The organism is Parafrankia sp. EUN1f (assembly GCF_000177675.1).
GTDB lineage: Bacteria > Actinomycetota > Actinomycetes > Frankiales > Frankiaceae > Parafrankia.
This window is the reverse complement of sequence record NZ_ADGX01000202.1, coordinates 1-13,743: the sequence shown is the minus strand read 5'-3', so window position 1 is coordinate 13,743 and position 13,743 is coordinate 1. Positions and strand designations below refer to the sequence as shown.

At 69.9% G+C, this 13,743-nt stretch carries 13 protein-coding genes; 11 read left to right on the top strand and 2 right to left on the bottom strand.

The features are described 5' to 3' along the window. Positions 1 to 1,701, top strand: a 1,701-nt coding sequence (locus tag FREUN1FDRAFT_RS34615; protein WP_006545032.1) for a putative PEP-binding protein, incomplete at its 5' end; no start/stop codon positions are given. Positions 1,702 to 1,758: 57 nt separating this feature from the next. Here FREUN1FDRAFT_RS34615 and FREUN1FDRAFT_RS34610 read toward each other — a convergent pair. Together FREUN1FDRAFT_RS34610 and FREUN1FDRAFT_RS34605 are read right to left on the bottom strand one after the other, a co-directional pair. After that, the gene (locus FREUN1FDRAFT_RS34610; protein ID WP_006545031.1) at positions 1,759 to 2,748 is read right to left on the bottom strand and encodes an aldo/keto reductase; all 990 of its coding nucleotides are present in this window, start codon (positions 2,746 to 2,748) and stop codon (positions 1,759 to 1,761) included. Between the two features lie 158 nt (positions 2,749 to 2,906). Then, positions 2,907 to 3,593, bottom strand: a complete 687-nt coding sequence (locus FREUN1FDRAFT_RS34605; RefSeq protein ID WP_035956706.1) for a GntR family transcriptional regulator — start codon at positions 3,591 to 3,593, stop codon at positions 2,907 to 2,909. A 390-nt stretch (positions 3,594 to 3,983) separates the two neighbouring features. Between FREUN1FDRAFT_RS34605 and FREUN1FDRAFT_RS34600 the strand changes: the two genes are divergently transcribed. The 10 genes from FREUN1FDRAFT_RS34600 (at position 3,984) to FREUN1FDRAFT_RS42430 (ending at position 13,681) form a co-directional block, all read left to right on the top strand. Continuing rightward, positions 3,984 to 5,183: a cytochrome P450 gene (locus FREUN1FDRAFT_RS34600; RefSeq protein ID WP_006545028.1), complete on the top strand. Its 1,200-nt coding sequence runs from the start codon at positions 3,984 to 3,986 to the stop codon at positions 5,181 to 5,183. A gap of 64 nt (positions 5,184 to 5,247) precedes the next feature. Beyond that, a complete protein-coding gene (locus FREUN1FDRAFT_RS34595; RefSeq protein ID WP_006545027.1) occupies positions 5,248 to 6,144 on the top strand; it encodes an LLM class F420-dependent oxidoreductase in 897 nt (298 codons plus the stop codon). A gap of 47 nt (positions 6,145 to 6,191) precedes the next feature. Continuing rightward, entirely contained in the window at positions 6,192 to 7,409 is a 1,218-nt protein-coding gene (locus tag FREUN1FDRAFT_RS34590) for a CaiB/BaiF CoA-transferase family protein (RefSeq protein WP_006545026.1), read from the top strand. Positions 7,410 to 7,459: 50 nt separating this feature from the next. Beyond that, the gene (locus FREUN1FDRAFT_RS34585) at positions 7,460 to 8,644 is read left to right on the top strand and encodes a cytochrome P450 (RefSeq protein WP_006545025.1); all 1,185 of its coding nucleotides are present in this window, start codon (positions 7,460 to 7,462) and stop codon (positions 8,642 to 8,644) included. Between the two features lie 35 nt (positions 8,645 to 8,679). Then, entirely contained in the window at positions 8,680 to 9,498 is an 819-nt protein-coding gene (locus FREUN1FDRAFT_RS34580; RefSeq protein WP_006545024.1) for a mycofactocin-coupled SDR family oxidoreductase, read from the top strand. A gap of 49 nt (positions 9,499 to 9,547) precedes the next feature. Further along, positions 9,548 to 10,654, top strand: a complete 1,107-nt coding sequence (locus FREUN1FDRAFT_RS34575; RefSeq protein ID WP_006545023.1) for a hypothetical protein — start codon at positions 9,548 to 9,550, stop codon at positions 10,652 to 10,654. Between the two features lie 32 nt (positions 10,655 to 10,686). Then, the gene (locus tag FREUN1FDRAFT_RS34570; protein WP_006545022.1) at positions 10,687 to 11,553 is read left to right on the top strand and encodes an SDR family NAD(P)-dependent oxidoreductase; all 867 of its coding nucleotides are present in this window, start codon (positions 10,687 to 10,689) and stop codon (positions 11,551 to 11,553) included. Then, entirely contained in the window at positions 11,543 to 12,097 is a 555-nt protein-coding gene (locus FREUN1FDRAFT_RS34565; protein WP_157475732.1) for a MaoC/PaaZ C-terminal domain-containing protein, read from the top strand. The genes FREUN1FDRAFT_RS34570 and FREUN1FDRAFT_RS34565 overlap by 11 nt, the downstream gene beginning before the upstream one ends. A 44-nt stretch (positions 12,098 to 12,141) precedes the next feature. After that, positions 12,142 to 13,347: an aromatic ring-hydroxylating dioxygenase subunit alpha gene (locus FREUN1FDRAFT_RS34560; protein WP_006545020.1), complete on the top strand. Its 1,206-nt coding sequence runs from the start codon at positions 12,142 to 12,144 to the stop codon at positions 13,345 to 13,347. Positions 13,348 to 13,513: 166 nt separating this feature from the next. Further along, complete coding sequence (locus FREUN1FDRAFT_RS42430; protein WP_232295552.1) at positions 13,514 to 13,681, top strand: hypothetical protein; 168 nt, start codon at positions 13,514 to 13,516, stop codon at positions 13,679 to 13,681. Positions 13,682 to 13,743 lie beyond the last annotated feature (62 nt).

The window sequence follows — 13,743 nt, the reverse complement described above, 5'->3', positions numbered from 1 at the left end:
ATAGTCCGTGGCACCGACGGACACGACCTCGCCGTCGGCATGGCGACGCAGGATGGTCGGCAGGCCCTCTCCGCTGACGAGATTCTGGGCCTTGCCCGGCTCGCTCTGCAGGTCGAGGACCATTTCGGCCGGCCGCAGGACATTGAGTGGGCGATCGAGGGCCGCCACATCCACCTCGTGCAGGCCCGCCCCGTCACCACCGGCGCGGCCGCGGCACCCGGCGGCCCGGACCCGGGTGTGCTGCCGCGCTCCGGCATGGCGTCTGTTGGCATGGCGCCGGCCGGCACGGTCCTGCTGACCGGCCGGGGTGGCGCGCCGGGCCGGGCCGGCGGAAAGGTCCGCGTCCTCGCCTCGCCCGGCGAGGCGGCCGGGTTCGCCACCGGCGAGGTCCTGGTCGCCGCGATGACCTCGCCGGACTGGGTACCCGTCATCCGCCGTGCCGCCGCTGTGGTCACCGACAGCGGCGGCATCACCTGCCACGCCGCGATCGTCGCCCGCGAACTCGGCGTCCCCTGCGTCGTGGGGACGAGCACGGCGACGTCCACCCTGCACACGGGCGACCACGTCATCGTCGACGGCGCCCTCGGCGTGGTCGAGAGCGCGGGCGTGGGCGTGGGCGTGGGCGTGGGCGGAGCCGCGGGAATGCTGGCCAATCCCGGGCGGACCGTGGTGACGGTGGTTCCGCCGGCCGCGGCCGCGGACCGGGTGGCGTCCAGCACGCCGCTGGTCCCGACCCAGCCCCCGCCGGCGGCGGGGACCATCGAGCCGACCGCCACCAGGCTCTACGTGAACCTCGCCGCCGCCGACCACGCGGAGCAGGTCGCGGCTCTGCCGGTCGCGGGGGTGGGCCTGCTGCGCGCGGAGTTCCTTCTCACCGAAGCCCTCGGCGGCATGCATCCGCGCCACCTGCTGGAGCTGGGGCGGCGCGCGGAGTTCGTGGAACGGATGACGGCGTCGCTGCTACGGATCACCCGTGCGTTCGCCCCCCGTCCGGTCATCTACCGGGCCACGGACTTCCGCACCAACGAGTTCCGCGGGCTCACCGGCGGCGAGCGCTACGAACCGGCCGAGGCCAACCCGATGATCGGGTACCGAGGCTGTTTCCGCTACATCCACGACCCCGCCGTGTTCGCCGCCGAGCTGGAGGTGCTCGCCGCCGTGCGGGAGCACACCCCCAACCTGCACCTCATGATTCCGTTCGTACGGACCGCGTGGGAGCTCGAGGCCTGTCTGAAAGCAGTCGACGCCAGTCCGCTCGGCGAGCACCGGAGCATGCTCCGCTGGGTTATGGCCGAGGTGCCCTCGGCCGCCTACTGGATCCCCGCCTACGCCGGGCTCGGTATCGACGGAGTCTCCATCGGCTCCAACGACCTGACCCAGCTCGTGCTCGGCGTCGACCGCGACTCCGAAACCTGCGCCGAGCTGTTCGACGAGGCCGACCCGGCTGTCCTGGACACCATCGCCCGCATCATCACCGCCTGTCGGGACAACGGGCTCACCTCCTCCCTGTGCGGCCAGGCACCCTCCACCAGGCCCGACTACGTCGAACGGCTCGTCCGACTCGGCATCACCTCCGTGTCGGTCAACCCGGACGCCGTCACCGCGGTGGCGTGGTCCATCGCCGGCGCCGAACGCCGCATCCTGCTCGACGCGGCCCGTGCGGGGGACCTGCGGGACGCCGGCGGGAGAGGAACGCGGTGACCGACATCGTGGTGGGCCGCGGTAGTTGGAATCCTCGACGTTCACCGGAGGAGGACGTCATTTTCCGGTGGTGCGCAGATACTCCCGTGCCACGCTGGCGCCGGCCACGGCCTCGGCGGGAACGACGGCCTCGATCCTTTCCATGTCAGCGCTGGAAAGCGCGACGTACACGGCCGCGGCGTTCTCCTCCAGGCGCTGGATTCGTTTGGTACCCGGAATCGGCACGACGTCGGGGCCCTGATTCTGCAGCCAGGCCAGCGCCAGCTGCCCCACCATCACCCCCCGCTCCTCGGCCAGTGCCCGCAGCGCGGCCACGATACGAAGATTGTGCGGCAGGTTGTCATCCGTGAACCAGGGAGACCGCCGGCGCGAATCGGTTTCGTCCAGATCCGACCGGTCGGTGATGCTGCCGGTGAGCATTCCCTTGCCCAGCGGGGAATACGGCACGATGCCGATACCCAGCTCCCGGCAGGTCGGCACGATCTCGTCCTCGATCCGGCGCGTCCACAACGACCATTCGCTCTGCAGCGCGCTGACCGGGTGCACCGCGTGCGCGCGGCGGATCGTCGCCGCGGACGCCTCGCTGATGCCGAGGTGGCGGACCTTGCCCTCGGCGACCAGCTCAGCCATCGCGCCCCAGGTCTCCTCGACGGGAACCTCGGGGTCGACCCGGTGCTGGTAGTACAAGTCGATGTGGTCGACGCCGAGCCGGCGCAGTGATCGTTCGCAGCACCGTCGCACGTAGGCGGCGTCGCCACGGGCGCCCATGCCCCCGCCCGCGCCGGTGAGGACGATGCCGAACTTGGTGGCCACCACCGCCTGGTCGCGGCGGCCGGCGATGGCCTGCCCGACGAGCGTCTCGCTCTCGCCGTAGATGTCGGCCGTGTCCAGGAGCGTGACACCGAGGTCCAGCGCCCGGTGGACGGTCGCGAACAGCTCGGCGGTGTCGCCCACCGCGCCGTAGGCGGGGCTGAGCGACATACATCCAAGCCCCTGCGCACCGACCTCCAGGCTGCCGAGCCTTCTGGTGGGGATGACGTCAGTCATGTGCCGCGACCACCCTCTCGCCGGGAGTGTGACCGTCCAGCGGTTCGGCCCGAGACCTGGCGCAGGCCTCTCAGTATTCGCTGGGCGCTCACCCAGATCTCGTCAACATAGTGAATACTTACTTGCAAAGCCATGATTATGGTGGCGGCGATCCGCTGTCAGCTGGCGGCGTTGGTACCGTCCTCACGCAGCACGCCGCGCCGGATCAGCTCGCGGATCACGTCCTCACCCGCGGCGCGGGTGTCCTGCAACCGGGCCCGTGAAGCCTCCGAAGGGTCGCCCGCGGCGATCGCGTCGATGACCCGCCGCTGGGCCTCGACGATCTCCTCTCGGGTGCGCCGGTCGCTCTGGCGCACCGCCCATGCCAGGAAGCCACCCGCCCCCTTCAGCTCCGCGAGCAGGCGCGGTGTGGAGCCCGCACGATGCTGGGCCAGCACGATCTCCTCGGCGAGGTCCAGCAACTGGGCGCCGGTCGCGTCGCTGTCGGCCAGCGCCCGCAGGAGATCCTGCAGCTGGGCGAGCACCTCGGGGTCCCGGTCCTTCGCCACCCGCGCCGCCGAGACCCCACTCAGCAGGCCGAGGACGTGGAAGTCCGCGCGGAGCGTGCGGGCGTCGAAGTGCTGAACGAACGCGACCCGGTGAACACGGGTCGCGATCAGACCGTCACGTTCGAGGAGCACGAGGGCTTCGCGGACCGGGGTGGGGCTCACCCCGAGCGCCGTGCCGATTCGCTCGACATCGACGCGGTCGCCGTAGCGCAGGTTGCCGGCGAAGATCTCCTTCTGCAGGTACTCCACGACCACGGCACTGGTCTTGGTGCGCCTGAACGCAGCCTCAGTCACCACACCGCCCATGGTGGTCGGCGCGACCCTCGATCGTCAATAAAAAATCAAAAATTGGCGATTGGAGATTGCAGACGGCCGGCAAGTGAGCCTACGCTCAGTGCCTCGCCGGCATGGCCGTGATCCAACTGACCGAAGGAGGTCCTACGTGACCGGACTGGCTGGTCTGCGCGTGGTGGACGCCGACGGCATCGGCGGCCGGACCCGCTCAGCATGGTCAGCGCCGCGATCTCCAGCCTGCGCCCGGAGACGCAGGAAAAGGTCATGGGCGGGAACGCCGCCAAGCTCTGCCGGATCCAGCGGACGAGTGACAGTCATCAGTACGAGCCTCCACGACACCGTCTCGATATCGCCAGCGCGAGATGCATGACCCTCACTTGAGGTGGACGAGATATGACGACGACAAGCGATGACACGGCGTACTGGGATCCGTACGACCCGGCGTTCGCGGTGGATCCGTACCCCATCTACCGGCGGCTACGAGAAGAAGCTCCGCTTTACTACAACGAGAAATACGACTTCTACGCGGTCAGCCAGTTCGCCGACTGCGAGCAGGGCCTGCCGGACTGGCGGAGGTTCAGCTCCGCCCGCGGCGGAATCCTCGAGCTGATCAAATCCGGTCTGGAGATTCCCCCGGGCACGCTGATCTTCGAGGACCCGCCCATCCACGACCTCCACCGCCGCCTGCTCGTGCGGGTGTTCACCCCTCGCCGTATCGCCTCGATCGAGGGCGAGGTGCGCGACTACTGCCGGCTCGTGCTGGACCCTCTGGTCGGCGAGAAGCGGTTCGACCTGATCAAAGAGGTCGGGGCCGAGATGCCGATGCGGGTGATCGGAATGCTGATGGGCATCCCCGAGACCGACCAGGCGGCACTGCGCGACCAGTTCGACGACCGGCTGCGGACCGAGGACGGCGGGCAGATGGACCTCTCCGAGGGTGCCGTCCTTTCCGGCGAGATCTTCGGCGACTACATCGACTGGCGCCGGGATCACCCGTCCAACGACCTCATGACCGATCTGCTCAACACCGAGTTCACCGACGAGAACGGTGTGACACGCACACTGACGCGTGACGAGGTGCTCGGCTATGTGACCGTTGTCGCGAGCGCCGGCAACGAGACGACCGGGCGGCTCATCGGCTGGATCGGGTCGCTGCTGGCCGGGCAGCCGCAGGCGCGCCACGAACTGGCGGCGGACCCGTCGCTGATTCCGGGAGCCATCGAGGAAATCCTGCGGATGGAGCCGCCGGGCCCGTTCATCGCCCGCTACGTCACCGAGGACGTCGTTCTCCACGACACGACGGTTCCCGCCGGCAGCGCCCTCATCTTCATCGTCGCCTCGGCGAACCGGGACGATCGGCGCTACCCCGACCCGGACGTTTTCGACATCCGCCGCCGGATCAGCCAGCAGGTCTCCTTCGGTTTCGGTGCCCACTACTGCCTCGGCGCGGCGCTGGCCCGGCTCGAGGGCCGGGTTGCGCTCGAGGAGATGCTCATCCGCTTCCCGGACTGGGATGTGGACTGGTCCGGCGCGAAGCTGGCGCAGACCTCGACCGTTCGCGGCTGGGAGACGCTACCGCTGACCATCGGTTGAGCGGCCCACAGTTGAGCGGCCCACAAAAGAAAAGGAAGCTGTCGAGACTCTCGACGAGGTGACGATGAAATTCTTCTTCCACTACCCGGAGACCTCCGGACTCGAAGGCGACATCCTCGACCCGGGACCGTTAGGCGAGATCGCGGCCGAGCTGGAGCGAGCGGGGTTCGAGGGTCTCGCCCTCACCGATCACCCCATTCCCGGTGCCCGGTGGCTGACCTCCGGCGGCCACCAGAGCTTCGATCCCTTCGTCGGCCTCGCGTTCGCGGCGGCGGCGACCGAACGACTGCGCCTGCTCACCCACCTCACCGTGGCGCCCTACCGCAACCCGTTCATCCTCGCCAAGGCGGCGGCCACCCTCGACAAGCTCTCCGGCGGGCGGTTCGTCCTCGGGCTCGGTGCGGGCTACCAGAAGTCGGAGTTCTTCGCCCTCGGCGTGGACATGGAGGAGCGCAACGCCCTTTTCGACGAGGTGCTCGACACACTTCCGCTGCACTGGAGCGGAGAGGCCTTCAGCTACACCGGGCGGCATTTCGACGCCCGCAACGTCGTCGCCCTGCCCCGACCCGTGCAGAATCCGATCCCGATCTGGATCGGCGGGAACTCGAGACTGAGCCGACGGCGCGTCGCCGAGCGGGCGCAGGGCTGGATGCCGATGTCCGGTCCGCCGTCGCTCTCGACGACCGCCCGCACCGTCGCGATCGGCTCGACCGCGGAACTGGGCGAGATGATCGGCGGGGTACTCGAGCAGGCCGCGGCGAACGACCGCACCGAGCCGCTGACCTTCCTTTACTCGTACCACGAGATCAAGGACCCGGCCCTCGACGCCGACCGCCATCGCGAGGCCATCGCCGAGCTGGAGCGCATCGGTGTCACCGATCTCATGATCACCTGTTTCACCCGGGAACCCGCCGCCACCCTCGACTTCATCAGGGGCTTCGGCGAGAACTACGTGTCCTGACATTCCCGAGATTACGGCTCGGAAATTTTCCTCCAGAAGGGAATGACATGGCGGAGGTCATGAAAGGTGTGCGCGTGCTGGAGGTCGCCGAACAGACCTTCGTGCCCGCCGCCTCGGCACTGCTCTCCGATCTCGGCGCGGAAGTCATCAAGATCGAGCACGTCGAGCGCGGCGACGCCATGCGCGGGCTCGCGACGACCGGGACGGCGATCGTCCCTGAGAACGTGCACGTCCTGCTCGAGCACTCCAACCGCGGGAAGCGAAGCCTCGGGCTCGACATCGCCTCGCAGGAGGGTGTCGAGATCCTCTACAGGCTCGCGGCGACCGCGGATGTCTTCATCACCAACAAGCTCCCCCGGGTCCGGAAGAAGCTGAAAATCGACCTCGAGGACATACGCGCCCACAACCCGAACATCATCTATGTGCGAGGGACCGGGCAGGGTGAACGCGGCCCGGATGCCGACAAGGGCTCGTACGACGGCCTCGCCTTCTGGGCCCGGGCCGGTGTGGCGCTGGGCATCATGCAGCCCGAGTACGGCCACGTGCCGTACCCCCCGGGGCCGGGCTTCGGTGACTCGATCGGCGCGATGACCATCGCGGGTGGCACGGCGATGGCGTTGTTCCACCGCGAGCGCACCGGCGAGGCGACGGTGGTGGATGTCTCGCTCATGTCGTCCGCCATGTGGGCGATGGGGCAGGCGATCGGGTTGTCGGTCACGCTCGGCCAGGGCTGGGCGCCGCCGCCGATCGACGCCCCGCGGCGCAACCCGCTGGTCGGCAACTATCTGACGAAGGACGGCCGGTGGCTTGCTCTCACCTGCCTTCAGGCCGGCCGTTACTGGCTGCCGTTCTGCGAGGCCGTCGGACGTCCCGACCTGGCCACCGATCCCCGGTTCGCCGACTTCGAATCGCTGATGGCGCACAGCGGGGAGGCCACCGAAGCTCTGCGGGAGCTGTTCGCGCAGCGCACCGTCGACGAATGGCGTGCGGCGCTGAAGGACTTCATCGGCCAGTGGGCCGTGGTGCAGGACACCCTGGAAGCCGCGAACGACCCGCAGTCCGTCGCCAACGGGTACCTGCAGCCGTGTGAGACCGCGGACGGTTTCCCGTTCTCGCTGGTCGCCTCACCGGTGCAGTTCGACGAGGAGCCGGCCGCGCCCGGCCGGGCCCCTGAATTCAACGAGCACGGAGACGAGATCCTCGCCGGCCTCGGTCTCGACATCGAAGAGATCCTCGACCTGAAGGTGCGCGGCGTCGTGGCGTGACGCCGGCCCACGTTTTCGAGAACCGAAACAGGAAGGCAGGAAGGTCAGCTGTGGTCGATCCGTATTGGGACCCGTTCGACAAGGACATCGATATCGACCCGTACCCGGTCTGGCGCCGGTTACGTGACGAGGAGCCCCTCTACCGCAACGAGAAGTTCGGCTTCTACGCCCTTTCCCGGCATGCGGACGTCGAGCGCGCCCATCGCAGCCCGAAGCTCTACAGCTCGGCCTACGGCACCCTCCTGGAAATCATGGGGCCCGAACCACTGCAGTCCAACTTCATGATCTTCCAGGATCCGCCGAGCCATGACACGCTGCGGGGCCTGGTGTCCCGGGCCTTCACACCGCGCCGGGTCGCAGCGCTGGAGGGGAACGTCCGCAAGATCTGCACCGATCTGCTTGAGCCCCTGGTCGGCTCAGGCGGGTTCGACTACATCCAGGACTTCGCCGCCCAGGTTCCCTCCAGGGTGATCTCGGAGCTGATCGGGGTTCCCGAGGAGGACCGCGAGGAGGTCCGGAAGACGATCGACGAGACCTTCCACATCGTGGAGGGCGGCGGGATGGCCAACGACATCTCCCGGCAGGCCACGACCAGGCTGCGGGAGTACTTCTGCGAGCAGATCGACGCCCGGCGCACGGCCCCGCGCGACGACATGATGACCGCGCTCGTCGACGCGGAGGTCCCGACGGAGAACGGGCCGCGCCGCCTGACGACCGCGGAGGCCGGAGCTGTCACCAACGAGCTGGTCAGCGCCGGTACCGAGACCGTCGTCCGGCTGCTCGGCTGGATGTGCCGGCTGCTGGCCGAGCACCCCGACCAGCGCGCGGACCTGGTGGCCGACCCGTCGCTGGTGCCGGGCGCGGTGGAGGAGTCCCTGCGCTACGAGCCGCCCTCCCCCGTCCAGGGGCGGACGCTGCTCGACGAGGTCACGCTCTACGACACGACACTCCCCGCCGGCTCGAAGGTCCTGCTGCTCACCGGGTCCGCCGGGCGCGACGAGCGCAAGTACCCCGACCCGGACCGCTACGACATCCACCGGCGGTTCGACAGCCACGTCGCCCTCGGCCACGGCATCCACTTCTGCCTCGGAGCCTCCCTCGCCCGGCTCGAGGGGCGCGTCGCGATCGAGGAGACGCTGCGGCTGTTCCCGACCTGGGAGGTCGACACCGACCGGGCCGTGCGGCTGCACACCAGCACCGTGCGCGGCTACAACAACCTGCCGGTCGTCGTCTGATCGGCATCACCGCACTTTTGTCCGAGGAGACGTTGATGGGAAAGCTTGACGGCAAGGTCGCGTTCATCACCGGCGCGGCGCGTGGGCAGGGCCGCAGCCACGCGATCCGGTTAGCGGAAGAGGGCGCCGACATCATCGCGGTGGACATCTGCGCCCAGCTGGATTCGGTGCCCTACCCCATGGCCACCCCGGACGACCTCGCCCAGACCGTGAAGGCCGTGGAGAGCCTGGGCCGGCGGATCGTCGCCCGCCAGGCTGACGTCCGGGATTTCGACGCGTTGCAGAAGGCGTTCGACGACGGCACGGCGGAGCTCGGCCCGGTCACGATCGTGCTGGCGAACGCCGGTATCGGGCCGGGCGGGCAGATCGCCGCGCAGCAGCAGTGGGACGACGTCGTCGCCGTCAACCTCACCGGGGTGTGGAACACCGGCCGGGTGGCGATCCCGTCGATGATCGCGGGCGGCCAGGGCGGGGCGATCGTCCTGACCAGCTCCACCGGTGGGCTCGTCGGCGTCGGGATTCCCGACGTGGGCTTCCTGGGCTACACCGCCGCCAAGCACGGCGTCATCGGCCTGATGCGGTCGTGGGCGAACTACCTGGCCGAGTTCAACATCCGGGTGACCAGCGTCGCCCCGACCACGGTGAAGACGCCGATGGCCGCCAACGGCGACCGCGAGGCCGTCGTCGGCCACGCACCGCCCGCGCTAGCCCGCGCGCTGGAGAACGCGCTGCCGGTCTGGGCGGTGGACCCGGTAGACGTCTCGAACGCCATCGTCTGGCTGGTTTCGGACGACGCCCGTTACATCACCGGGACGGTCATCCCGGTCGACGCGGGCCAGCTCAACCGGCGGTAACCGCGGTAGCGGCAGCGGCAGCGGCGCGGCAGGAGGGGACGGACAAGCGGTGCGGGTGTTGGTGGTGGGCGGGACGGGGCCGACCGGGCCGCACGTGGTGCGTGGCCTGCTCGGTCGCGGCGACGAGGTCACGATCTTCCACCGGGGCACCCACGAGCCGCCTGAGCTGGCCGAGGTCGAGCACGTCCACGGCGACCCGCACTTCCGGGAGTCGATCGACGACGCCCTCGGCGGGCGGCTCTTCGACGCCGTGGTGGCCATGTACGGGCGGCTCAAGCACCTGGCGCCCGCGTTGGCGGGGCGGTGCGGCCAGTTCGTCGCCGTCGGCGGAGTCCCCGTCTACCAGGGCTTCTTCCCACACCCGAGCCAGCTGGCACTGCCGGTCCCGGTGACCGAGGATCATCCGGTGGTCCGGGACGGCTCCGCCGCGACCGCGCTGGCGTTCTCCAGCCGGCTGGCACAGGCCGAGGCTGCCGTCCTCGCTGCCCATGCGGGGGCGACCATCCTGCGCTTCCCGACGCTGTTCGGGCCGAACAACGCCCGGCCGGCCGAATGGTCGGTGGTGCGGCGGGTGCGCGACGGCCGCCCCTTCATGATCCTTCCCGACGGCGGCGGCCAGCTCCAGAGCCGCTGCGCCGCCGCCAACGCCGCCGCGTTCGTCCTGGCCGTGGTGAACGCCCCGGACGCGGCCGCCGGTCAGGTCTACAACGCGGGCGAGGCGACGAGCTGGTCACTGCACGACTGGGCCGCGACGATCGCCCGGCTGATGGGAGGCGACCTGGAGCTGGTCGGGCTGCCCCGGGAGATCGCCGTCGAGGCCACCACCACGCTGCTCCCGCTCGCCGGCACGACCGCGACCCATGTCGTCGTGAGCACGGAGAAAGCCCGCCGGGAACTGGGCTACACCCCGGTCGTCGACCCCGTCGACGCGCTGGCCGAGCTCGTCGACTGGTACGCCGAGCGCCCTGATTTCGACCCGGCCGCGAGCCCCTCGTTCACCGACCGGTTCGACTACCGGACGGAGGACGCGCTGCTCGCCGAGTACCGCACGGCGGCACGGCGGCTGGCCGCCGCGGTCGAGCAGCATGCGGCCCCACCGATTCACAGCATGCCCCATCCCAAGGAACCCGGAAAGGCGGACCACCGTGGCCGGTAAGAGAGCGACGCACCCGTCCCGTGGTCGCTGTGATGCCTGACCAGCGAACCGCCCGGGTCGCCGTCGTGACCGGCGGGGCCAGTGGGATCGGCCGGGCGACCGTGCTGCGCTTCCTCGCCGAAGGCGACCGAGTGGTCTTCGGCGATCTCAACGAGGCGAACGCGCAAGCGCTGCTGGACGAGGTCGCGGACCCGGCCCGACTGCGGTTCGTGCCCACCGACGTCACCGACGAGTCGGACGTCGCCGCGCTCGTCGGTGACGCCGTCGACGGGTTCGGCCGGATCGACGTCATGTTCAACAACGCCGGCATCGGCGGCGCGTTCGGGCCGCTGGTCGAGACCGAGGCGGCCGACTGGGACCGGACCTTCGCCGTGATCGGCCGCGGGGCGTTCCTCGGGACGAAGCACGCCGCCCGCGCGATGATCGCGCAGGGTGACGGCGGGGTGATCGTGAACAACGCCTCCGTCGCGGGAGTCGGTGGAGGCGGCGGCCTGACCGCGTACTCGGCGGCCAAGGCCGCGGTCATCAACTTCACCGCCAACGCCGCCGTCGAGCTCGCCGCACACCGCATCCGGATCAACGCCGTCTGCCCGGGCCTGGTCAACACCCCGCTGGTGATGGGCCGGGACGCCGCCGCGATCGAGGCCCAGCTGGCGACCTTCCAGCCGTGGCCGGATCTGGGCCGCCCGGAGGACATCGCGGGCGTCGTCGCCTTCCTCGCCGGCCCGGACAGCGTCTTCCTCACCGGAACCCACGTGCTGGCCGACGGCGGGATGGTCGCCTGGGGCCCGCGAATGACCGGGACGTCCGATCCCCGCGGCCGGACCAAGCAGTATGTCGGCTTCACCGAGGGCACCACCGGCCGGCGCCCGACCCGGCGACCCGTCCATGACGCCTGACCCGCAGCCGGTGGCGACAGCACCCGGCTCGGAGCCGGTCACAGTGGCCGGTGCGCCGGCATCCGGCACACCGACGTCCGGCGCACCTACGTCCGGCGCACCTACGTCCATCGACAGTCGTGAGCTGGCCCGGCACGTGGGGGCGATCTTCGTCGCCGAGCCGGCGCTGGTGGTCGGTGCGGACCTGGTCCGCGATTTCGCGACGATGACCGGCGCCGACCACTGGATGCACGTCGACCAGGAACGGGCCCGGGCGAGCCCGCTCGGGCGGGCGACCGTACAGGGCCTGCTCACCCTCTCCCTCGGGGCCGAGCTCGAACGGCGGGCGTTGGCCGTCCGCGCGTCCGACGCGGTGTTCTACGGCTTCGACCGGGTGCGCTTCCCGGCGCCGATGTTCGTCGCGGACCCACTGGGCCTGCACGTCGAAATCCTCGCCGTCGAGGAGCTGGCCGGCGCCGTCCAGGCCCGGCTGCGGCACACCTTCACCTCCGTCGGCCCCAGGCCGGTGTGCGTGTCCGAGCAGAACATCCGCTACATCCACTGACCCCGCGGCCCGCGCCAGAGGAGAAAGAGACACAGGAGACGAAGGTGGACGGGATCATCGCCAAGACAGGCAGGACAGCGCTGGAACATGACATCGCGCGCCGGCTGCTCGACCACATCGAGCGGCGCACGACGGACATGGCCGAGGACGTCATGAAGCTGCCGGCCGACGCCTACTCGGCGGCGCGCCAGCGTGAGGAACTCGACGCGCTGTTCCTCGAGCAGCCGCTGGTGCTGTGCCTGTCCGGCGCGCTGCCCGAGCCGGAGACCTATCGGGCCGTCGACATCCTCGGCACCCCGGTGCTGCTGACCAGGGACGCCGACGGCCAGGTGCACGCGTTCGTCAACGCCTGCCGGCACCGCGGGGTGCGGCTGTGCGACGGCGCCGGCGAGGCGATCCGGCTGACCTGCCCGTTCCACGCCTGGAACTACGGCCTCGACGGCAGGCTCGGCCGGATACCCGTCCCCGAGGGCTTCGCCGGAATCGACCGTGCGGAGAACGGCCTTGTCCGCCTCGAGGTGGCGGAAGGCCACGGGCTGATCGTCGGCCGGCTGCGCCCCGGCTCGCCGATCGACATCGACGAATACCTCGGCCCAGGCCTGGCCGAGGAGCTCGCGATGCTCGACTTCGCCAGCTGGCAGCCGCACGGCGAGCCGCACGTCCACCAGGTCGGCGCGAACTGGAAGGTCACCCTGGACACGTTCCGGGAGAACTACCACTTCAACTACCTGCACAAGGACACCCTCGCCGGTTACGCCGTCGGTGGCGTGCTGACCTTCGACCCGTTCGGCCGGCACCTGCGCAACACCTCGGCGCTGAAGTCGATCGTCGAGCTGCGGGAACGCCCCGAGGCGGAATGGGGGGACGTCTCCGGGCACTTCAGCTATCAGTACGCGCTGTTCCCGAACGTCAGCCTCACCTTCGACGCCCGGCACATCGACCTCTGGCAGATCCTGCCGGTCGACGAGCGCTCCTCCGAGGTCCTGCACACCTCCTACCTGCGACCCGGGCTGACCGAGGCCGAGCATTCCAAGGCGGTCGACATGGCGCCGTGGATCTGCGAGACGGTCGTCGACGGTGAGGACTTCTGGGTCGCGGGCCGCACCGAGCCCGGCCTGCGCCTCGGACTGGTCGATCACGTGCTGTTCGGCCGGAACGAGCCGGCCCCGCAGCACCTGCACCGCGGCTTCGAGGAGGTGCTCGCGGCCCACCGCGCCCAGCAGGCCGCGATCCTGGCGTGGCACGGCTGAACCGGCCACGGCCGTGAGAACAACCTGAGTTCAATGAGACAGGAGTGGATGAGGTCATGGCGATGTTCGATCTCGGGCTGACCGGCAGGGCGGCGGTGGTGACCGGCGCGGGTGCCGGCATCGGGCAGGCGATCGCACCGCGCGTTACATGATGAATGGCCACCTCATGTCCCATGGCCTGGACGCCATCAGCGTCCCGGCCGCACGCCGCCACGAGTTCAACACCGAGATGGTCGAGTTCTTTCGACACAGGGACGGCACCGGTATGTTCGGCTTCCTGACCTCCTGCCGGCTCGCCGCCGACGACGGCGTCCTCCCAACCGACGGCGACTAGCACCGGTCTGACGGCGAGCCCGGCCCGGCGATCTGGCTGGTGTCTCCCTGCTGGCCGCACTC